Here is a 23,182-nt window from a genome sequence, read left to right on the forward strand (position 1 = left end):
TGCTATAAATACTATTTTTGTATATGATTAAAAATGTGGTGCAATATTTGAAGCTCCAAATTATTAGATTTCAAAATTAGTTAAATTTTATTGATGCAATCCCAACAAAAACCTAAAAATATCAATACAAGTAAAATTTTATTTACAATATTGTTTACTTATCTTTTATTATTCAATTTTAATACTGTTTCTGCACAAAAACAATATGTTGTTGTAATTGATGCTGGTCATGGTGGTAAAGATCCTGGTAATCTTGGTAACGGTTTTAGAGAAAAACATATTGCCTTAAAAGTTGCTTTAGCTGTTGGTAAAAAACTCTCCAAAAATAAAGATGTTAAAGTAATATTTACCAGAAAAAAAGATGTTTTTATAGATTTATGGAAAAGAGGAGACATTGCAAACCACGCAAAAGCAGATTTATTTGTCTCTATTCATTGCGATTCGCATACCTCTAATGCTTATGGAGCAGGAACTTTTGTTTTAGGTTTAAGAGGTAATAAAAAGAATTTAGAAATAGCAAAAAGAGAAAATGCCGTTATTTTATTAGAAGATAACTTTAAAGAAAGATATGAGGGTTTTGATCCTAATTCTGCAGAATCTGTTATTGGTTTATCGCTATTGCAAGAAGAAAATTTAGACAAAAGTTTAACTTTAGCAAGTTTAATACAAAATAACTTTGCTTTTAAACTAAAAAGAAATAATAGAAAAGTAAAACAAGATAATTTCCAAGTTTTAAGAGAAACTATCATGCCAAGTGTTTTGGTAGAATTGGGTTTTTTAACCAATAAGAAAGAAGGTAGATATTTAAATTCTAAAAAAGGTCAAAATGAAATGTCTTCAGCCATTTCAGAGGCCATTTACAACTACATAAAAAACTTAAAATTAAATACAGTTATAGAAGAAGTAACAGCAGAATTACCATCAACACAACTTAAAAATTCTATTGAGTTTAAGGTGCAATTAGCTTCTGGTAAAAATAAATTAGCAACTAAATCTTATAACTTTAAAGGTTTAAAAAATATACAAAGAATTAAGGTAGGTTCTAATTATAAATATTACTACGGTAACTCAAGTAGTTTAAAAGAAACTAAGAAAGCTTTGCAAAAAGCTGTTGCTAAAGGATATAAAACAGCATTTATAGTTGCTTTTAAAGATGGTAAGAAAGTTTCTCTAAAAGAAGTCTTAAAAATGAGGTAAAATTGGCACTTATTCCTAAAAAATATTAGTAATATTGTTTAAAAATTACAAGTATGTCAAAAGAACTAAAAACAGGTATTGCTGCAATACTTATAATTGCAATTTTTATATGGGGTTATAATTTTTTAAAAGGACAAAACTTACTAGACTCTGGCACAAGAGTTTTTAAGGTAGAGTATCCTAAAATTGGAGGCCTTTCTAAGTCTAGCCCTGTAACCATTAATGGGTTTAAAGTTGGCAAAGTAGATAAAATAGAGTTTGATATAACAGATAAAAAAAGAGGTAATTTAATAGTTACTTTTATTGTAGAAAACGATTTTCAATTCTCAAAAAAAAGTATTGTAAAAATATATTCACCTAATCCATTAAGCAATTCTAGTTTAGCAATTGTACCCAGTTACGAAGGTGATTGGGCGGTTTCTGGAGATACATTAGAAGGTGAAATAGAAGAAAGTTTATTTACATCAATAGGAGAAAGACTAAACCCGTTACAAAATAAAATAGAGGCTGTAATTGTAGAAGCAGACTCGCTTTTTGCAAATATCAACAAAATTTTAAATAAAAAAACTGTAAATAGTATAAACAGTTCTGTAACAGATTTAGCTGCAACAATTGCAAATATTAAAGAGACTGTGAAATTTGTAAATTCTATGGTGGTAGATAATCAAGATAATTTAAAGGTTACCTTAGAAAAAACAAAAAACATTACAGAAAACATCAATAAAGTTACAGATAGTTTAACAGCTGTAGACTTTAAAAAAATTATAGTAAAAGCAGAAAATGCAGTAGATAATTTTAACGATTTGTCTACAAAACTAAACTCAGGAGATGGTACCATAGCTAAATTAATTAACGATAAAAAAATGTATAATAATTTAGAAGCTGCCACCAAAGAGTTAGAAGAATTACTTAGAGATATTAAATTAAACCCCAAAAGATATGTACATTTTTCTATCTTTGGTAAAAACTCAGACCCTTTCGAAGTAGCAGAAGATAAAAAAGAATAGTTTAACTAAATAATTACTTACAATGCAATACTTACCCAATATACTTTTTTTCATTGCATTACTTGCAGGTGTTGGTTTTTTTGTGATGAATATTCGCAAACTAACTAGAAACATTAAATTAGGTAAAAACGTTAATAGAACCGACAATCCAAGCCTACGTTTTAAAAATATGCTAAAAATTGCGTTAGGGCAATATAAAATGGTTCGCAGACCTATTTCAGGTATTTTACATGTAGTGGTTTACGTTGGTTTTATAATTATAAATATAGAAGTTCTCGAAATTGTTGTAGATGGTTTGTTAGGTACACACAGAGTTTTTCAGGGGTTTTTGGGTGATGCTTTCTATGGCTTTTTAATAGGAACTTTCGAAATATTAGCAGCCTTAGTTTTTGTATCTGTAATTGTATTTTGGACACGTAGAAATGTAGCAAATATCAAACGTTTTTCAAGTAGAGAAATGAAAGGTTGGCCAAAAATGGATGGAAACCTAATCCTTTATTTCGAAATGGTATTAATGACACTTTTTTTGGTGATGAATGCCACAGATCCAGCTTTTCAACAAGCAGGTGTAGGTAATCCAATAAGTCAGTTTTTAGCACCTTTGTTTGATGGGTTTTCAACAGAAACAATACATGCAGTAGAAAGAACAGCTTGGTGGATTCATATTTTAGGAATTCTAGTATTTTTAAATTATTTATACTATTCTAAACATTTGCATATTTTGTTAGCATTCCCAAATACTTATTATGCAAATCTAAAACCAAAAGGACAATTTAATAATTTAGCGTCAGTTACCAACGAAGTAAAATTAATGATGGATCCTAGTGCAGACCCCTACGCAGCACCTGCAGAAGGAGAAGAAGAACCAATACCAGAGAAATTTGGCGCTTCTGAAGTAACAGATTTAAATTGGGTACAATTAATGAATGCCTACACATGTACAGAATGTGGACGTTGTACATCTGCTTGTCCTGCAAACTTGACAGGTAAAAAATTATCGCCTCGTAAAATTATGATGGATACCAGAGATCGTTTAGAAGAAGTCGGTAGAAATATAGATGCAAATGGGGGTACTTTTAAAGACGATGGAAAACAACTTCTAAACGATTACATTACTCCAGAAGAATTGTGGGCGTGTACAAGTTGTAATGCTTGTGTAGAAGAATGTCCTGTAAGTATAGATCCACTATCTATTATTATGGATATGAGAAGATATTTAGTGATGGAGCAAAGTGCAGCGCCACAAGAATTAAATATGATGATGACCAATGTAGAAAACAACGGTGCACCTTGGCAATACAACCAACAAGACAGATTAAATTGGACTAAAGAAGTTTAATAAAGCAAGCAGTTTTATAGCGGCAGTAAACAGTAAGTACCGCTTATTGTGATTTTTAAGAAGCGTAAATAAAAATTGTATCTATAAGTTTTAACAATTAAACAAAAGTATTATGAACGTACCAACAATGGCAGAAATGATGGCTCAAGGCAAGCAACCAGAAGTGTTGTTTTGGGTTGGTGCTGCAGGAAGTTATGATGATAGAGCAAAGAAAATTTCTAGGGCATTTGTAAAAATATTACATCAAGCCAATGTAGATTTTGCTGTTTTAGGAACCGAAGAATCTTCTACAGGAGATGCTGCAAAAAGAGCTGGAAATGAATTTTTGTTTCAAATGCAAGCTATGATGAATATTGAGGTTTTAAATGGTTACGAAGTAAAAAAAATTGTGACCTGCGATCCTCATTCTTTCAATACTTTAAAAAACGAATATCCAGAATTAGGGGGTGTATATGACGTTTTTCATCATACACAATTTATACAAAACTTAATTGCAGAAGGACGTTTAAAAATAGACGACAATACTTTACAGGGTAAAAGAGTAACATTTCATGATCCTTGTTATTTAGGGAGAGCTAATGAGGTTTACGAATCTCCAAGAGATTTAATTAGAAGACTTGGTGTAAATCTAACAGAAATGAAACGCCACAAAAGAACAGCTTTATGTTGTGGTGCAGGTGGTGCACAAATGTTTAAAGATGCAGAAGCTGGAGATAAAGAGGTTAATATACTAAGAACAGAAGATGCACTTGAAACCAAACCAGAAATTATTGCTACAGGTTGCCCCTATTGTAATACAATGATGACTGATGGTATCAAATTTAAAGAAAAAGAAGATTCAGTTATTGTAAAAGATATTGCCGAATTAATTGCTGAAGCTAATAAATTGTAATTATGAAAAAACTATTTTTAATAACCGTTTTAACGCTGCTATTTTTTATTTCTTGCTCAAAAAAGCAAACACAAAAAGAAACTATTTTAAATACTACAAAAATAGATACAGTTAGTAACGAATCAGAAGTTACAACAAAGTCAATTAAAGATACTGTGATTTTTACCGTACAAATAGCTGCTTTAAAAAAGAAAAATGCAAAATTTGCAAATTTAGAAGGGGTACAATTATATTTAGAAGATGGACTTATAAAGTATAGATTGGGTAATTTTTATACCTATTTAGAAGCTAGAAATTATAGAAATCAATTAAGAAATTCTTACAAAGGTGCATTTGTACAAGTTTTAAAAAATAATAAGCCAATTTCTATAAAAGAGGCTATAGAGTAGTTTTTATGATAGATTCTTTCAAAAATTTAGAAGTTATTACTTTTCCTGAAATTGCTAATATCACTTTTAGAAAAATAGAAAAAAGCTATTTAAAAGTTATTTTAATTAATCTATCCTTACTTTTTTTAGTATTGTTTGCACTTTTATTTGTAGCAGACTATATAAATTTTTTTGAGCTTCAATATACCTTTTTAAGATTTTATATTAGTTTATCTTTTGTCTATTTAATTGTAATTTTTATTAAAATTATTGGTTTAAAAAAAAGAAAATATGCAGTTAGAGAAAAAGACATTTCTTACAAAAAAGGTCTATTTTTTAAAAGTTTAACCACGGTTCCTTTTAATAGAATTCAGCATGTAGAAATAGATCAAGGTCCTATAGCTCGGTTTTTTAATTTAGCCTCTTTAAGTGTTTTTACTGCTGGTGATAGTAGTGACGATTTAAAAATAAGTGGTCTTTTAAAAGAAGATGCCCAACAGATTAAAGAGTATATTAGCAATCAAATAGATGGATAATACACTAAATTTTAGCCAATTTAGACATCAATCTAAAAAAGGCATTGTTATTATTTATCTAAACCTACTCTACAAAGTTTTTAAAGCTTTTTGGTTATTGTTATTCTTATTCTTTCAGAAATTTGCTAAAATTCCTAAAAATACACTAACCCACATCTATATTGGCCTGGGGTTTGTTTTGTTATTTTTTTTAATTAGAGCTTTTTTAATTTTTAAAAATTTTCAATTTAAAATAGATAATAATCATTTTATTTTAAAAAAAGGAATTTTAAAAAAAACAAATACTTCTATTCCTTTTGATAGGATTCAAAACATAAATTACAAACAAAATATTATACAGCAAATAATTAATGTGCACGAAGTAAATATAGAAACTGCTGGATCTAGTAAAGCAGAAATATCTATAAAAGCCTTGTCTATTATAGAGGCTAAAGCATTAAAAAAAGCCATTACTATTTACGACAAAAAAGATGCTGCTAACGAAGAAGAAATTATAGAAAAACCTTTATTAAAAATTGGTTTTTTTGAGTTGATAAAAGTAAGTCTAACAGAAAATCACTTGCAAAGTTTATTAATTTTATTTGCACTATTGGTTGGTTTTTTTCAACAGATTAGCGATCTTTTTGATGGTTTAGGAAAAAGAGAAATTATAGATAATTATATTTCCGAAAATACATCTACTTTAGAAACAAGTGTTGTTTTAATTATTGGGTTGCTTATCTTTTTTACTATTATAGCTGTATTAAGTTCTGTAGTTAGAGTTGTGTTGAGGCATTTTGATTTAACGGTGTTTATAAAAAATAATGCGTTAGAAATTAACCAAGGTTTAACTACAAAAAAATCAGTAGTTTTAAAAAAAGCAAAAGTACAGCACATTACAGTGTCTACAAACCCCATTAAAAAATGGTTGGGTATTTCTTTTATCACCTTTAAACAGGCCATTAGCGGGAAAGTGAAAAAAAAGCAAGACAAGGTTATTAAAATTGTAGGTTGTAAAAAAGCCCAAGTTTTAGAAATAAAAAACCTACTTTTTCCCAATGAAAATTTAGAAGGATTGACAAAAAACTTACCAGATATTTATTTTAAATTTAGACTGTATTTTAGAACTTTGTTTTTATTAATTTTAATAAATATTGGATTGTTTTTTGGTTTCGAAAACAATTATGTTTTTGGGTTAAATGTTATTATTTTACCAATTTTTATTTTGTTTATCGAATTAAAATATAAGAAAAGATATTATTTTTTTAACGAAGAATTATTAGTAGTTGGCCAAGGAAGCGTAGAAACACACAAAACAATTTTACCATTTTTTAAAGTTCAAAATGTAAAGTTGAAGCAAACCATCTTTCAAGCAAAAAAAAACGTAGCAGATATCGTTTTTCAAACTGCATCTGGTAAAGTTAAAATACCTTGTATACCTAAAGAAAAAGCATTATTAATTTACAATTATACCTTGTATAAAATAGAAATAAGTAAAAAATCATGGATGTAAAAAGTTACATAAAAGCTGCTCGTTTAAGAACGTTGCCTTTGTCTATTTCTGGAATTATTGTGGGGAGTAAGTTAGGGCTTGGAGATCTAATGCATGCAAATAGTACAATCACTTTATGGAGTACACCAATCTTTTGGTTAGCCATTCTAACCACCATAGGTTTTCAAGTGTTATCAAATTTTGCTAATGATTATGGAGATGGCATCAAAGGTTCAGATAAAAATAGAACTGGTGAAGCTCGTATGGTTTCCTCTGGGGTCATTTCACCGAAGCAAATGAAAATAGCAATGATAATAACAACAATCATCACTTTAATTATTGCACTATTATTAATTTACGTTGCTTTTGGTAGTAAAAATTTTGGGTATTCTATTTTGTTTTTTGTCTTGGGAATTGCCTCAATAGCTGCAGCTATAAAATACACAGTAGGTAATTCTGCTTATGGTTATAGTGGTTTTGGAGATTTGTTTGTATTTTTATTCTTTGGTTTATTAAGTGTGGTAGGTAGTTATTTTTTATACACCAAAGCCATCAATTTTAAAATATTTTTACCAGCAATTTCTATTGGTTTGTTAAGTACAGCAGTATTAAATTTAAATAATTTACGCGATAGAGAAGAAGATAAAAAGAACAATAAAAATACCTTAGTGGTAAAGTTAGGTACTAAAAACGCAAAAAAATATCACTATTTTTTAATTTTTGGAGCTTTAATTACAGCGTTAGTATTTACTTTTTTAGATTTCAGATCTATTTATCAATGCATTTATTTAATTGCATTTGTACCGCTAATAAAAAATTGTGTTACAGTAGCCAAAAATAATATTCCATCTGAATTAGATGGCGAATTAAAAAAAGTAGCATTAAGCACTTTTTTATTTTCGATTTTATTCAGTATTGCAAGTACATCATTTTAATAAAATAAAAATATAATGAAAACAATAAAAGTAATATTAATAACAATATCAGCTTTAGTGGGTGCTTTTTTGGTAACAGGTTTAATTGTTAAAGAAACGAGGTATACAGCAGAAGTTACTATAAACAAACCAATAGCAGAGGTTTTTAGTAATTTTGCAAAAATAGATAGCGTAAAAAACTGGATTCCAGAAATACAGTCTGTAGAAACTGTTCATAAAAACCCAGGAATTACAGGTAATGTGTATAGTTTGGTGGTTTTAAATCAAGGTGAAGAAATTACCATGACAGAAAAAATAATGGCTTACATACCCAATGAAAAAATCACCCTGTTTTACGATGCAGAAAATATGTTAAAAAAAGACGATTATCTTTTTTCTGAAAAAAATGGGGTTACTACCATTCGTTTAAACGCTAGTTGTCAAAGCGATTCTTATTTAATGGCGTGTATTTTTCCTTATTTTAAAAGTACATTTAGAGAGCAAGATCAATCGTATTTAAACAATTTTAAAACATTTTTAGAAGAAAAATAATTTATTTTGATAAAAGCCAGCTACAAAAAATACGTCTTAGAATTTAAAAATGCCAGTGGTACATCTCGAGGTATTTTAAAAACCAAAGAAACTTGGTTTATCATTTTAGAAGAAAATGGTAAAATTGGTATTGGTGAAACAGGTTTGTTTAGAGGCTTAAGTATAGATGATGTACCAAATTACGAGAAAAAACTAGAATGGGTTTGTAATAATATTCATTTAGGTTTACAAAAGTTAGTAGCTGAAGTTTTTAATTTTCCATCAATTCAATTTGGTTTAGAACAAGCATTTTTATCTTTAAAAAGTGTTAATAATTTCGAGTTATTTCCGTCAGAATTTACCAAAGGTAACCAAGCAATATCCATAAATGGTTTGGTTTGGATGGGAGATAAAGATTTTATGAAACAACAAATTCAAGAAAAATTAAAAAAAGGTTTTTCTTGTATTAAAATGAAAATTGGGGCGATTAATTTTGAAGAAGAAATCAACCTGCTAAAATCGATTAGAAAAGAATTTTCTGCAAAAGAAATTGAGTTAAGAGTAGATGCAAATGGTGCATTTTCTCCCAAAGAGGCTTTAGAAAAATTAAAAATTCTTTCTGAACTAGATATTCATTCGATAGAACAGCCCATAAAACAAGGGCAAATTGAAGAAATGGCTTTGTTGTGTCAAAAAACACCTTTGCCTATTGCTTTAGATGAAGAGTTGATTGGAGTTTTTTCTTATCAACAGAAAAAACAATTATTAGAAATCATACAACCCCAATATATTATTTTAAAACCAAGTTTAATTGGTGGTTTTACTGGTAGTAACGATTGGATTGATGTAGCTAAAAGCAATCAGATTAATTGGTGGATTACCTCTGCTTTAGAGAGTAATATCGGGTTAAATGCGATAGCACAATTTACATATACTTTGAATAATAATTTGCCCCAAGGTTTAGGTACAGGCAGTTTGTTTACCAATAATTTAGATAGTCCCTTAGAAGTTAAAAACGGAGCATTGCATTACAATAATTCCAAAAAATGGAATACAAATTTAATTTTATAAAATAATTCTAATCTTGTATTAGTATCACATAGAAATAAAATAATGAATTTTATACAACAAGCATATAAAGGAAAAAACGAATGGTATCATTGGCTAACAACTCTATTTTTAGTTTTTTTAGGTTGGCAAATTTTAGGAGTAATACCATTAGTGATGGCTGCAGCAGCAACATCTAAAAATATAGCAGAGTTTTTAGAGTTTGCACAAACTAATTTTATGACTGCAGGAATAGATAAAAATCTTTTATTATTCCTTATTATTTTCACTTTTTTTGTGGGCTTACTTTTTCTGTTTATTGGTGTAAAATATATACATAAAAGAACCATTACTTCTTTAATTACTAGTAGAAAAAAAGTAGATTGGAAACGTTTTTTTTATAGCTTTTTTGTTTGGGGTTTTATTGCAATTACATTTTCCTACATTAGTATTTTATTAGCACCAGAAAATTTTACCTGGAATTTTAATGCAAATCCATTTTTTATTTTGGTAGCCATTTCTTTTTTATTTATCCCATTTCAAACTAGTTTAGAAGAACTGCTTTTTAGAGGCTATTTAATGCAAGGTCTCGGAGTTTTGGCTAAAAATAGATGGCTTCCTTTAATTTTTACATCTGTAGTTTTTGGCTTATTACATGGTGCAAATCCAGAAGTGGCAAAACTGGGGCAACTTAGTATGGTTTTTTACATAGGTACCGGCTTGTTTTACGGTATTGTAACTTTGATGGATGAAGGCACAGAGCTAGCATTAGGTTTACATGCAGTAAATAACATAACAGCTGCCTTTTTTATTACTACAGATTGGACTGTTTTTCAAACAGATGCTTTGTACATAGATATTTCAGAGCCATCTTTAACTTGGGAAATGTTTTTGCCTGTGTTTGTTTTATATCCTATATTGCTGTTTTTGTTTTCTGAGAAATACGGCTGGAAAAACTGGAAAGAAAAACTAACAGGTAAAATTATTGAGCCAGTAAACTAAAAAGAAAACAACAGAGTTTTATAATATTGATACCAAAACCATTTCATAAACGTTTTCAATTAAACAATCATTCATTTTTAAATGTTGATGATTTATTAGCGTATTCAAAGAACAATTCTAAAGAAATATATACTTTTTTAGTAGAATGGTTTTCAGAGGAAGATACGATTTCTGTACAAACTTCGGGCTCTACAGGAAAACCACAAAAAATAACATTACAAAAAGACCACATTGTAAACTCAGCAAAAGCAACAGGTGCTTACTTTCAATTAAAAGAAAATACAAAAGCGTTATTATGCTTACCTGTAGATTATATTGCTGGTAAATTAATGCTTATTAGAGCACTTACTTTAGGTTGGCAATTAGACGTTGTTAACCCCAGTTCTAAACCCTTAAAAACGACTACTAAAATTTACGATTTTGTAGCTATGGTGCCTTTACAGGTAGAAAATTCTTTGGAAAAATTACACACTATTAAAAAATTAATTATTGGAGGAGGAGCCGTTTCTGAACAATTAAAAAACAAATTACAAAAAGTAAGTACGCAATGTTTTGCCACTTATGGCATGACAGAAACCATTACCCATGTTGCAATAAAAAGATTAAACAATGTAAAATCTTTTCGAGTTAAAATAACCAATAAGATGGCTTCTAAAAATTCTTATAAAGAAGCGTTTTATCAAACGCTACCAAATACCAGTATTTATAAAGATCAAAGAAATTGTTTGGTTATAAAAAACGACACAATTTCTAATAAAGTGGTTTTTACAAATGATGTTGTACAGTTAATTTCAGATACGCAATTTGAATGGTTAGGTCGTTTTGACAATGTAATTAATTCTGGTGGAGTCAAATTACATCCCGAAAAAATAGAAGAAAAATTGGCAGAAATGATAACCCAACGCTTTTTTGTTTCAGGGATTTTTGATGAAAAATTAGGCGAAAAATTAGTTTTAGTTATTGAGGATTCCCAAATTTCAAACAAAGTTGAAATGTCTTTAAAAGAAAGTATCAAGGATATAGGATTATCAAAATATGAAATTCCGAAAGAAATTTATTTTGTAGCACAATTTATAGAAACAGAAACAAAAAAAATCCAACGTAAAAAAACACTGGATTTAATTCAATTTTAAATATATTTTATCTATTATTTGTTTTTATTTTTTACACAGCCTTTGTTTTTTATGACTCGTTACTTTTCATAGAATGATATACGTTTTGTACATCATCATCTTCTTCTAGTTTTTCTAAAAGTTTGTCTACATCAGCTTGTTGTTCTTCTGAAAGTTTTGTGGTAGTTGTTGGTATTCTTTCAAAACCAGAAGACAATATTTCTATATTATTTTCTTCAAAATAAGATTGTAAAGCTCCAAATTGTTCAAAAGGGGCATAAATTATTACGCCTTCTTCATCATCAAAAATTTCTTCAACTTCAAAATCTATCAATTCTAGTTCTAGTTCTTCCATATCCATTGTAATATCTTCCTTTTTAACGGTAAAATTACAAGTATGATCAAACATAAAAACAACAGAACCAGAAGTACCTAAATTACCATCACATTTATTAAAAGCGGCTCTAACATTGGCAACTGTTCTGTTATTATTATCTGTGGCAGTTTCTATTAAAACGGCAATTCCATGAGGTGCATATCCTTCAAATAAAACTTCTTTATAGTCTGCTGTATCTTTATCAGAGGCTTTTTTTATAGCGCGCTCTACATTGTCTTTAGGCATATTTGCAGCCTTTGCATTTTGTATTACAGCACGTAAACGAGAGTTGGTGTCTGGGTTTGGTCCTCCTTCTTTAACAGCCATCACAATGTCTTTACCAAGTCTGGTAAATGTTTTAGCCATTGCAGACCAACGTTTCATTTTTCTTGCTTTTCTAAACTCAAATGCTCTACCCATTTCTATAATTTCTTTTAATTAAAATGCTTACAAATGTAAAAATTTGGCTGGTTTATTGCAATTTTTGAGGGTTCTTTATTTTAAAAGCTGATAAGACTGTTTGGCTATTTCAATTTCCTCATTTGTTGGTATTATTAATATTTTTACTTTTGATGTTGCTGACTGTATTTCTCTAATTTTTTTAGAACGAATTTTGTTTTTTTCTTTATCTAATTCAATTCCTAAAAAAGTTAAATTTTCACATGCTATTTTTCTCATTTCTGCAGAATTTTCTCCAATACCAGCAGTAAAAGCAATAGCATCTAATCCGTCTAAAACAGCTGCATAACTACCTATATATTTTCTAATTCTGTAAGCTGCTAAATTTAAAGCATGTTGGCATTCAGCATTTCCATTTGCTGCATTTTCTGTAATTTCTCTCAAATCAGAAAAACCAGTTAAGCCTTTCATGCCAGATTGTTTTTGTAACAAATTACTTACTTGTTCTGCTGTTTTATTTAACTTTTTCATCAAAAAGAAAATTACAGAATGATCTATATCTCCAGAACGAGTTCCCATAACTAACCCATTTGCTGGTCCTAAACCTAAAGAAGTATCAATACATTCACCTTCCTTTATGGCAGCCATACTACAGCCATTTCCTAAATGAATGGTAATTATATTTTTTGAGTTCTCTTGCTTTAGATAGTCGATTGCTTTTTCAGAAACATATTTGTGGCTTGTGCCATGAAAACCATAAGCTCTAATTTTATGTTTTTCTAAATATTTAGTAGGAATTGCATATTGGTATGCAACTTTTGGCATAGTTTGATGAAAGGAAGTATCGAAAATAGCAATTTGCTTTGCTTTTGTAAAGATAGTTTCTGCAATTTCGATTCCTGTTAAATTTGCAGGGTTGTGCAAAGGTGCTAAATCATATAAATCGCGAATACTATTCTTTACATCGTCTGTAACTATTACAGTTTTACTGAATTTATTTCCTCCATGAACCACTCTATGTCCAACTGCCTCAATTTCATCAACCGTATTTATAACACCTAACTTTTTATCTAATAAAGTATCTGCAATTTTTTCCAAACCAATTTTATGGTTTAAAATTGGCATTGTTTCGTGGTATTCTTCACCGTTTTTATCGTGATTAAATATGGCATCTTCCATCCCAATTCTTTCTACCAAACCAACACATTTTACATGTTTAGAAGGCATTTCTATGACTTGATATTTTAAAGAAGAAGAACCTGCGTTTAATACTAAAATATTCATATTTATTGTTGATTTGCTTGAATTGCCGTTAATAAAACTGTGTTAAAAATATCGTCTACACTGCAGCCTCTACTTAAATCATTTACAGGTTTGTTTAAACCTTGTAACATAGGTCCAATGGCTAAGGCGCCAGTTTCTCTTTGTATGGCTTTGTAGGTGTTATTACCGGTATTTAAATCTGGAAAAATTAATACAGAAGCTTGACCTGCAACATCAGAATTTGGCATTTTTGTTTTGGCAACAGACGTGTCTACAGCTGCATCATATTGTATTGGGCCTTCAATTTTTAAATTAGGATTTTTAGCTTTTGCCAATTGAGTTGCTTTACGAACTTTTTCTACTTCTTCTCCTTTTCCAGAACTACCAGAAGAGTAAGAAAGCATGGCAACTTTGGCTTCTATACCAAAAGCTTCTGCAGATAATGCAGATGAAATTGCAATTTCAGAAAGTTGTTCTGCATTTGGGTTAGGATTTACAGCACAGTCTCCCATAACAGAAACTCTATCTGATAAACACATAAAAAATACGGAAGATACTACAGAAACATTAGGCTTTGTTTTTATCAATTGTAACGCTGGTTTTATGGTATGCATGGTTGTGTGTACTGCACCAGAAACCATACCATCTGCCAAACCGTTTAAAATCATTAAAGTACCGTAATAAGAAACATCTCTGGTTAAATCCATAGCTGTTGTCTCAGTCATCCCTTTATGTTTTCTGGCATTAAAAAGTGTGTTTGCAAATTCTTTATTATGTATAGAGTCTTCTGGATTTAGAACATTTATTTTGTCTAAATCAATTTGAATTCCTATTTGATCGCATTTTAATTGAATGGTTCTTTTATTTCCTAACAAAGTTAAATCTACAATGTCTAATAATTGTAAACGTGCTGCAGCTCTAATAATTCTTTCATCATCACCTTCTGGCAACACAATATGTCTTTTATGAGCTCTAGCTTTCTGTAACAAGTTATACTGAAACATGCTAGGTGTTAATCTATCTGAATGATATGAGGTTAAAATATTGGTTAAACCTTCTGCATTTACATACTTATCAAAAGTATCTAAAGAGAGTAATATTTTTTTGTTATGAGTAGCATAAATTTTAGATTTTACTGCTCCAATTTTATTAGTAATTTTAAAGGTACCTCCATCTACAGCTATAATAGGTACTGTAGATTGTACACCTTCTATTAATTTAATAATAGCATCTTCTGGTACTAAAGATCCTGTTAAAATAATCCCTGCTATTTTTGGATAATTTTTAGAGGCATTTGCTTGTAAGGCTCCTAAAATAATATCTGCTCTATCGCCAGGTGTAATTACCAATGCATTTTCTTTAATTCGGGTTAAGTAATTTCTAAGTTGCATAGCGCCAGTACTATAGCTTCCAATAGCATTGTCTAAAAATTGTTTGCCAAATAACACTCTGCCTTTTAGAGCTTGTACCACTTCTTTTACCGTTGGAAAAGCCAAAAAATCTACTTTAGGGATAATATCTATCTGTAGTTTTTCTGGAAAACTTTTTATCAACTCTTTACGAATGTAATCAACCTCATCTACTTCTATTTTATTTGCAATAATACCAATTACATCTACTTCTTTATTGATGAAAGAATTGTAGGAAAGTTGCATAGTATTTATAAAATCTTTCTTTTTCTTAGCATTTCCAGATCCTACAATAAGTGCTGGTATGCCCAGATTTTTGGCAATCATTAAATTTACGTCGAGTTCTGTAAAACCACCTTCGCCAGAAAAATCGGTACCTTCTACTAAAACGTAATCATAACTAGCCTCTAGTTTTTTATATTTTTTGATGACATTGTGAATTACGTCATCTGCTTTTCCTTCACTTAAAAGTTCTACAACTTCGCTTTGCGTATAAGCAAAACAGTCTTTGTAGTTTATATCTAAGTTAAAAAACTTGATTGCTGTGTTGGTATGTTCGTCATAACTATGTTCATTAAACTCGTTAATAATAGGTCTAAAATACCCTACTTTGGCAGATTTAATTAACATCATTCTTAAGAGTCCTAAAGAAATTAAAGATTTACCACTGTCAGATTCAACAGTGGCAATATAGATGGCTTTACTCATTTTTTATTTTTAATATGGCACGAAAATAATATATAAAAAAATGACTAATTGTGATTTTAGTCATATTAATTATTAAAAGGTACTTAAGGGTGTTTTAAACCTGTAAAACACCCATATTAAATTTTTTCTCAATAGGAGCGTGGTTTGCAGCTTCTATTCCCATAGAAATCCACGTTCTTGTATCTAAGGGATTTATCACAGCATCTGTCCAAATTCTTGCAGCTGCATAATAAGGAGAAATTTGCTTATCATAACGCGATTTTATTTTATCAAATAACTCAGCTTCTTTTTCAGGTGTAATTTTTTCGCCTTTCTTTTTTAGTGATGCTGTTTCTATTTGTAGTAAAACTTTAGCAGCAGAATTACCACTCATTACCGCTAATTCAGCACTTGGCCATGCAACAATTAATCTTGGATCATAGGCTTTACCGCACATAGCATAATTACCTGCACCATAAGAGTTACCAATTACAATAGTAAATTTTGGTACCACAGAATTGCTAACTGCATTTACCATTTTAGCACCATCTTTTATAATTCCACCATGTTCTGATTTGCTGCCTACCATAAAACCAGTAACATCTTGTAAGAAGACTAAAGGGATTTTTTTCTGATTACAATTGGCAATAAAACGAGTTGCTTTGTCTGCAGAATCGTTGTATATAACGCCACCAAATTGCATTTCTGTAGGTTTGGTTTTAGACGAAGTTGTTTTTACTAATTTACGTTGATTGGCAATAATGCCTACTGCCCAACCATCAATTCTGGCATAACCTGTTAAAATGGTTTTGCCATACCCTTCTTTATATTGTTCAAATTCAGAATTATCTACCAAACGCTTGATGATTTCTACCATATCATACTGCGCGTTTCTTTCTCTTGGTAAAATTCCAAAAATATCTTCTTCGTTTTCTTTTGGTGGATAAGATTCTGTTTTACTAAAACCAGCTTTGTCATAATCGCCAATTTTATCGACTATAAATTTTATTTTATCAAGTGCATCCTTATCATCTTTTGCTTTGTAATCTGTAACTCCAGAAACTTCGCAATGTGTGGTTGCACCGCCCAATGTTTCATTATCAATAGACTCGCCAATTGCTGCTTTAACCAAATAGCTTCCTGCTAGAAAAATACTTGCGGTTTTGTCAACAATCATTGCTTCGTCGCTCATAATAGGTAAATAAGCACCACCAGCAACACAACTACCCATAATGGCAGAGATTTGGGTAATCCCCATACTACTCATTACAGCATTGTTTCTAAAAATGCGTCCAAAGTGTTCTTTATCTGGAAAAATTTCGTCTTGCATTGGTAAATACACACCTGCAGAATCTACGAGATAAATAATTGGTAATTTATTTTCTATGGATATTTCTTGTGCTCGTAAATTCTTTTTTCCTGTAATAGGAAACCAAGCACCTGCTTTTACAGTGGCATCATTAGCAACCACAATGCACTGTTTGCCTTTAATGTAGCCAATTTTTACAACGACACCTCCAGAAGGACATCCCCCATGTTCTGCATACATATCTTCGCCAGCAAAAGCCCCAATTTCTATAGATTTTGCATTTTTGTCTAATAAATAGTCAATACGTTCTCTTGCTGTTAACTTTCCTTTTTCATGATGTTTATCAATTCTTTTTTGACCCCCACCTAATTTTACTTTTGCAAATTTTCTTTTTAAATCAGAAACTAAAATTTTGTTATAATCTTCGTTTTTATTGAAGTTTAAATCCATAGGAAATTCTATCTAAGTTTTTGCTAAATTAAGAAAATATGTTGTGAAACCCTTGTTGAGTTTTTTGGTAATTGCATAAATGTTTCTTAAAATTTAAAATAAGAACTTTTGTTATCTTCTAACCAAAGAAAAATTTCCTTTTTTGTTGATGGTTGGTTTAGTTTTGTCAGCAGGAATTAAGGTGATGTTATACCAATAATCATCTGAGGTTAGTAATTTGCCATTGTAAGTACCATTCCAACCTTGCGAGTCAATAGGAATTTGTGCTACCAATTTACCATACCTATTAAAAATATTGATACTTGCATTCGGATAAAAAGTTTTGTTAGCGCCTTTTACTGCCCAAGTATCATTTTTACCATCGCCATTTGGTGTAAAGAATTTTGGAAACTGAATAACAGAAACTTGCAAAGTAGCATCTGGTACACAGCCATTTTTATCGTTTACAATAATGGTGTAAATACCACCTTCTAAGTTTTCAAATAAAGGTTCGTTTTGAAATGGAGTGGTGGTGTTTTCATCATCATTTTTTAATGCAAATTGATAATCACCAGGACCTAAATCGTTATTTATAGTATTTATAGAGATGGATAAATTTGCATCACTGCTAATAATATTTCCTTCATCTACAATGGTTACAAAGCTAGGCAATAGATTTGCAGGATTAGATTCTTTCACAACAATGGTTTCTGATCTAGTACAATTGGTACCATTGGTTGTGGTTGCAGTAATGGTGTAATTTCCACCTACTGTAACATCTGCAGTTTCTGCAAAACTAATAATTGTTCCTGTGGAATCTTTCCATTCATAATTGTAAACCTCTGCAGGATTTTCTACCCCAATGGTTAAGGATGTATCATTCAAACAAAAAATTTGAGGAGAAGTTACTGTAAAATCAGGTAAAGGATTTACAATTAATTGAAAACGAGCATCATCATTTATACACAAAGTTCTTTTATTTTGAATGCGAACAAAAATAGTTTCTGTAGGATTTGAATTGGTATAAGGAGATGTTAATTGGTTGTTTCCAGAAGTAGCATCTGCTTGGTTTTCGTGGAAGGTTACAATAAAATCATCTGGGTCTTGTGAGCCTAATAAAAGAGGAATTTGGCTATCTAAATCGATATTTTGAATGATTCCATTAGTATCATCACCATCCAAATCATCATCACAATAAGAAAGGTTAGAAACAGGAGTAAAAGTAGGCTCTGGATTTACAATAACATCAAAATTAGAAATACCATTTACACAAGAGGTTGTTGTGTTAACAACACGTACATAAATGGTTTCTCTGTTGGGTGTTAAATTCGAATAAGGCGAACTTAAAGGGTTGTTTCCATTTTGAGCTTCAGCCAACGTTCTATGATAAGAAACTGAGTAATTTTCAGGATCTTGAGCCCCCAAAATGCCTGAGGTTTGCGATGTTAAATCGATAGATTGTGAAAAGCCATTTCTTGCAGAACCATCAGAATTATCATCACAGATTTCTAAATCTGCCACAAAATTTGCCACAGGAATAGGATTTACAATTAGATTAAAACTGGTATGATCTGTAAAACAACCAGTGTTATTGTTGGTTACTCGTACAAAAATTGGTTGTATATCTCTAAGTTTATTTTCAAAAGGTGAAGCTTGTGGGTTTGAACCTGAATTTGCTTCAGCTGCAGAAAGGTGGTAGGTTACCGAAAAATCGGCAGGATTTTGAGAGCCTAAAATAGTAGCTGTTTGAGCTTCTAAGTCGAAGTTTTGTATAATTCCGTTTTCTGCATCACCATCTGTAACATCATCACATAATTCTAAATCTGTAACTGGGTTTGCAGTTGGTGTGGAATCTGTCTTTAAGTATAACTCTCCAGTACCTGAACAGTTGTTATTGTTTTTGTTGGTTATTTTAAAATAAATAGTTTGCCTTGTATTATTAGAAGGATAACCGATGTTTCTATAATTAGAAATATTACCAATGGCATTAATTACAGCAGTTCTATCTGCAGTGGTTTCATAATAAGTAACTTCTAAATCTGGACGTAAAGTTATTGGGAAAAATGCTAAAATTTCTGTGTTAGCAATACTAAAATCAAAATTTGTGATTCCATCAGTATCATCATTTAGTGTACCATTTGTACCATCTTCTTGAAGAAAATCATCACAAACGCTAGGAAATTCTTTATTATAAGCTACATCTGTAGCAGCTTCTACTTCAATGTTAATCTTAGAAATCGTAAAACATCCTTCTGAAGAAATGGTTCTAACCCAAGCTTCTCCAGTTTGATTTACGGGAAAACGAATTTCATCAGCCACTAAAGGTGTTCCAGCTTTTGCATTTGCTTCATTTTCAAAATATTGAAAAGTTTCGTTTGTCGAATTTGAAGAAATAGAAATTTCTGCTTCTGTAAGGTTTACTGATGATATTCTGTCTAAATCATCATCGCATTGTAATAAGTCTACTTCTGCAACGACAACAGGTACTGGATTAATTTTGGCTGTAATGGCATTAGAAATTTTTTCACATGAATTTCCTACTTTTGTTAATAGAACTCTGTAAAGATTGTTGTTAAAAGACAAAGGTATATTTGTAATTTGTAAATCTTTGGTATTTGCACCATTATAAATAGCATTGTTCGAAATAGGACTCCAATTTGTACCATTATCTATAGAAACTTCCCATTGAAAACCATCTGCAGTAGTATCTATGGTAATCATACTTGTTGAGTTTTCACAAAATGTAACATTTGTAAAACTATTTATTACGATGGCAGCACTTGTTGTATAGTTTATACTAGGAGTTGTATAGCCATTTGTATTGTTAATTACTAGACCATTTGAATCTACAACAAAAGGGTTGGCAAATAAAATACCAGATCCATTACCTGTAAAACCCGCTTCAATAACATCAAAACAAGCGTCGTTATCTGAATCTAATTCTAAGAAATTAAAAATACCATCTGAATCTGTATCTGCAATTGAGTAATTAACTGAAAGAGTGGTTACAGAGATATCATTTTCTAAATTATCTGTAATTCCGTTTGAATTGTTGTCTGTAAAACCATCTATTAAACCATCAACATTGGTGTCTAAATTATGGCTAGATTCTGTGGAATCGTATATTCCATCATTGTCAGAATCAATATCTAAATAATTGGGTACAGTATCTCCATCAGTATCCATGATTAATGTAAAGTTTTCAAAAACATCATCTAAACCATCTAAATTGGCATCTGTATTTGTTAAGCTAATTTTTTGATTGGCAGCTTCAAACAAATCTGGAACTCCATCATTGTCAGAATCTAAATCTAAAGCATCTTCAATGCCATCTCCATCAGAATCTCTTTTAACACTGGTAAGTTTTAATGAAGCATTAAAAATAGAATTTAACACATTTGATGTGGCTGTATGTAAAAAGAGGAATTTCTCTACATCATTAGCAACAAACTTAAAAGGTGTTGTTCCATTTGGATTTGGATTGTATTTAAAACGAATTAATGAACTAGAGAAATTGGTGACTCCTGTTTCAAATTCTCCATCAAAATTGGTGTCTACCATTAAAATATTATCAGGGTCTATTAATGTTATATTTTTAGCAGATGGCGCAATACTTATTTCAAATTCTTCTCCATCTATTCTAAAATGAGTAATAGCTTGATTTTGTGTAAATTCAAAATTAAAGGTTTCTGTACTATTTAAAATATAAAAAATTGAAGCATTACTTGTACTGTTTTCATTAATGGTAGAAGTGAAGTTTCCATTAGGATTACCAACAAAATCAACATTTCCAGATTTTGTCAATTCTGTAGTAAAAAAATTGTTTATAACTTTACTATTTGTATTTATCGAAGGATTATCTATATCTGAAAAATTAATGATACCATCACCAAAAGATTCAATTACATTTAAAATTCCGTCATTATCCAAATCTAAGTCTAGATTATCTATAATTAGATCGTTGTCATAATCGTCAGGACATAAGCTTACTGGGATTTCTACAGAATTAAATGTTGCTCCTGTACAATCTATGGTACCAATTAGACGATATCTTCCTGGTTCAGAAATGTCTGGTGAATAGTTTGAATTTGTACTTTTTTGTACCCAAGTATTTATACTTTCATCAAAAAATTGCCACTCAAACCTATCAAAAGCATCTGTGTTTGCTGCTTGTAAACTTACGTTTGGTATACAATTTCCTAAGGCTGCAACAGAGGCATCAAAATTAATCTCTGGACTAGAAGGAAAACCAGAGTAAAAACTACCAGATGTGGCAGCTCCATTAACATTAAAATAAGCACAATATAGTTCTTCGCTACTTTCTACACTTATGCCTCCTGTTAAATTTGTTACTTTATAGGTTTCGTAATCAGAGATTCCATCATTATTTATATCAATTTCAAAAGGACCAGAAGTAGAAAAATTAGCAATTGGCTCCGAATTTATGGTAACAGTTGCGTTTGCATTGGTTACCACAGTTACTCCTCCTGTAAAAGTAACATTACCGATATTTTCTATAAAGGGAATGTTATCTACTTTTCCTCTGCTCTCACAACTTAAAGGAGGTACAAAAAACATTCCTTGATTTGCTTCACTAGTACTTGCACCTACTCCTTGATAAGCAAATACAGGTTTGGTTGTTTGTACAAATAAGTTGCCATTATTAAATTGATTTCCTTCAATTAGAGCGTATCCTCCAGCAGGTATTTTAGCAAAAAAATTACTGTTACCATTTACTCTTATTTCTGTATCATCTTCATGAGCAACAATTAATACATTTTCCCAGCCATTTTCGCCATCACCTTTAACAAAAATATATTCTGTTCCTATTTTATCTAATCCTACAATTTGATCTATACCATAATCTCTTCCACCTCCATTATGAAAACTACCATTAGCAGAACCTAGATTAACAACAATTGGTTTATCTGAATTTATTAAGGTTCCTATTAAGCCATCTTTATTTATAGTGTTATCTGCAGCATTTGTGGCTACAATATAGCTTTCTCCTTCGTTTAAAGTTATAGAAATAGGTAAAGTTCCTGAGTAGTTTTTAACAGCTATACCAGTTGGTAAATCACTAAAAGTAACCTGTGTGTTATCTTCGGATGCCATAACAGAAATAAAATTGAGATAATTACTTTGGGGGTTTTCATTAGTGTACATTCCAGCTCTAAAAATTGTGCCAAGAGCTGCAGAACCTTTACTAACTAATGCCCCAGCTTGTGCACCACCACCAGCTAAAACTCTAACAGAAACATAAATTACATCATCTGCTTCAATAATATAGCCTTTATTGTTATGTATTACACTTGTTTGAGGAGAAGAAACAAATAATTGCGAATCTCCAGATTCTATAAAAATTTCTTGTGGATTAGATTTAGAAACAAAACCTGTAATATTGTTATTAGGGAAACCAATTTGTTTAATGGTAAATGAAACATTATTAGAACTAGGGGTTGAAATATAAAAATATTGCTCTTCAGGATTGGCATTTCCTGTTTCTGCATACGTTAAAGGCGGTATAAAATGTTTTTTACTTAATTGTGCATTTATGGTTGTTACTCCAATAAAAAAAAAGAGTACTAAGAAAAATGAGGGTTTTAAATTTTGCATAAATTTTTTTCTGGTAAAAATTTTTCTAAAAGTAATAATAAATCAGTTAGAAAATAAATAACCTATAAAATAATTAGACTTCTTAAATCAAAATTAGTTTAATTGCACTTTATTTTAGTATCAATCTTTTTTTTTAGTACAAAATTATTAACGAACCCGTTGTGCATTTTAAATAATGCTAATTTTAATATTATTAATATTCCTATCGAATATAAATTTATTGATGTACTGAACCGTTGTTAACGCTGTAATTTTTGATAATATTCTAGTTTTAAACC

17 protein-coding genes and 1 pseudogene are annotated in these 23,182 nt (G+C 30.3%); 12 read left to right on the forward strand and 6 right to left on the reverse strand.

The window, feature by feature from the left end; translation table 11 throughout:
* The first annotated feature begins 93 nt into the window (after positions 1 to 93).
* From AC2D6T_RS03750 to AC2D6T_RS03805, 12 genes are all read left to right on the forward strand, one after another.
* Positions 94 to 1,197 (forward strand): N-acetylmuramoyl-L-alanine amidase family protein, encoded by a 1,104-nt coding sequence (locus AC2D6T_RS03750; RefSeq protein WP_484680498.1) that lies wholly within the window; start codon positions 94 to 96, stop codon positions 1,195 to 1,197.
* Between the two features lie 53 nt (positions 1,198 to 1,250).
* Positions 1,251 to 2,204 (forward strand): MlaD family protein, encoded by a 954-nt coding sequence (locus AC2D6T_RS03755; protein WP_484680499.1) that lies wholly within the window; start codon positions 1,251 to 1,253, stop codon positions 2,202 to 2,204.
* Between the two features lie 22 nt (positions 2,205 to 2,226).
* Positions 2,227 to 3,543 carry a 4Fe-4S dicluster domain-containing protein gene (locus tag AC2D6T_RS03760; protein WP_484680500.1) on the forward strand — a complete coding sequence of 439 codons (1,317 nt, stop codon included), beginning with the start codon at positions 2,227 to 2,229 and terminating at the stop codon, positions 3,541 to 3,543.
* Positions 3,544 to 3,655: 112 nt separating this feature from the next.
* On the forward strand, positions 3,656 to 4,435 hold the full coding sequence (locus AC2D6T_RS03765) for a (Fe-S)-binding protein (protein ID WP_438989878.1): 780 nt from the start codon (positions 3,656 to 3,658) through the stop codon (positions 4,433 to 4,435).
* Between the two features lie 2 nt (positions 4,436 to 4,437).
* On the forward strand, positions 4,438 to 4,824 hold the full coding sequence (locus AC2D6T_RS03770; protein ID WP_484680501.1) for an SPOR domain-containing protein: 387 nt from the start codon (positions 4,438 to 4,440) through the stop codon (positions 4,822 to 4,824).
* 5 nt (positions 4,825 to 4,829) lie between these two features.
* Entirely contained in the window at positions 4,830 to 5,339 is a 510-nt protein-coding gene (locus AC2D6T_RS03775) for a PH domain-containing protein (protein WP_484680502.1), read from the forward strand.
* The gene (locus tag AC2D6T_RS03780; protein WP_484680503.1) at positions 5,332 to 6,831 is read left to right on the forward strand and encodes a PH domain-containing protein; all 1,500 of its coding nucleotides are present in this window, start codon (positions 5,332 to 5,334) and stop codon (positions 6,829 to 6,831) included. The genes AC2D6T_RS03775 and AC2D6T_RS03780 overlap by 8 nt, the downstream gene beginning before the upstream one ends.
* On the forward strand, positions 6,822 to 7,745 hold the full coding sequence (gene menA, locus AC2D6T_RS03785; RefSeq protein ID WP_484680504.1) for a 1,4-dihydroxy-2-naphthoate octaprenyltransferase: 924 nt from the start codon (positions 6,822 to 6,824) through the stop codon (positions 7,743 to 7,745). The genes AC2D6T_RS03780 and menA overlap by 10 nt, the downstream gene beginning before the upstream one ends.
* Before the next feature lie 15 nt (positions 7,746 to 7,760).
* Positions 7,761 to 8,276 (forward strand): SRPBCC family protein, encoded by a 516-nt coding sequence (locus AC2D6T_RS03790; RefSeq protein WP_484680505.1) that lies wholly within the window; start codon positions 7,761 to 7,763, stop codon positions 8,274 to 8,276.
* A gap of 6 nt (positions 8,277 to 8,282) precedes the next feature.
* The gene (locus AC2D6T_RS03795) at positions 8,283 to 9,326 is read left to right on the forward strand and encodes an o-succinylbenzoate synthase (protein WP_484680506.1); all 1,044 of its coding nucleotides are present in this window, start codon (positions 8,283 to 8,285) and stop codon (positions 9,324 to 9,326) included.
* A 42-nt stretch (positions 9,327 to 9,368) separates the two neighbouring features.
* Complete coding sequence (locus AC2D6T_RS03800; protein WP_484680507.1) at positions 9,369 to 10,304, forward strand: CPBP family intramembrane glutamic endopeptidase; 936 nt, start codon at positions 9,369 to 9,371, stop codon at positions 10,302 to 10,304.
* Between the two features lie 26 nt (positions 10,305 to 10,330).
* The gene (locus tag AC2D6T_RS03805; protein ID WP_484680508.1) at positions 10,331 to 11,437 is read left to right on the forward strand and encodes an AMP-binding protein; all 1,107 of its coding nucleotides are present in this window, start codon (positions 10,331 to 10,333) and stop codon (positions 11,435 to 11,437) included.
* A gap of 49 nt (positions 11,438 to 11,486) precedes the next feature.
* On the opposite strand, the gene AC2D6T_RS03810 is transcribed toward AC2D6T_RS03805, so the two are convergent.
* The 6 genes and pseudogenes from AC2D6T_RS03810 to AC2D6T_RS03835 all read right to left on the reverse strand — a co-directional run.
* Entirely contained in the window at positions 11,487 to 12,212 is a 726-nt protein-coding gene (locus AC2D6T_RS03810; RefSeq protein WP_484680509.1) for a YebC/PmpR family DNA-binding transcriptional regulator, read from the reverse strand.
* 75 nt (positions 12,213 to 12,287) lie between these two features.
* Positions 12,288 to 13,475, reverse strand: coding sequence for an acetate/propionate family kinase (locus tag AC2D6T_RS03815; protein ID WP_484680510.1), 1,188 nt, complete (start codon positions 13,473 to 13,475; stop codon positions 12,288 to 12,290).
* A 2-nt stretch (positions 13,476 to 13,477) separates the two neighbouring features.
* Positions 13,478 to 15,571 carry a phosphate acetyltransferase gene (gene pta / locus AC2D6T_RS03820; RefSeq protein ID WP_484680511.1) on the reverse strand — a complete coding sequence of 698 codons (2,094 nt, stop codon included), beginning with the start codon at positions 15,569 to 15,571 and terminating at the stop codon, positions 13,478 to 13,480.
* A 94-nt stretch (positions 15,572 to 15,665) separates the two neighbouring features.
* Positions 15,666 to 17,309 (reverse strand): acyl-CoA carboxylase subunit beta, encoded by a 1,644-nt coding sequence (locus AC2D6T_RS03825; protein ID WP_484680512.1) that lies wholly within the window; start codon positions 17,307 to 17,309, stop codon positions 15,666 to 15,668.
* Positions 17,310 to 17,420: 111 nt separating this feature from the next.
* Entirely contained in the window at positions 17,421 to 22,904 is a 5,484-nt protein-coding gene (locus AC2D6T_RS03830) for a T9SS type B sorting domain-containing protein (RefSeq protein ID WP_484680513.1), read from the reverse strand.
* Between the two features lie 168 nt (positions 22,905 to 23,072).
* Positions 23,073 to 23,182, reverse strand: a pseudogene (locus tag AC2D6T_RS03835) (IS982 family transposase); the annotation flags it as partial.

Source organism: Polaribacter sp. YIW18, from assembly GCF_057219325.1.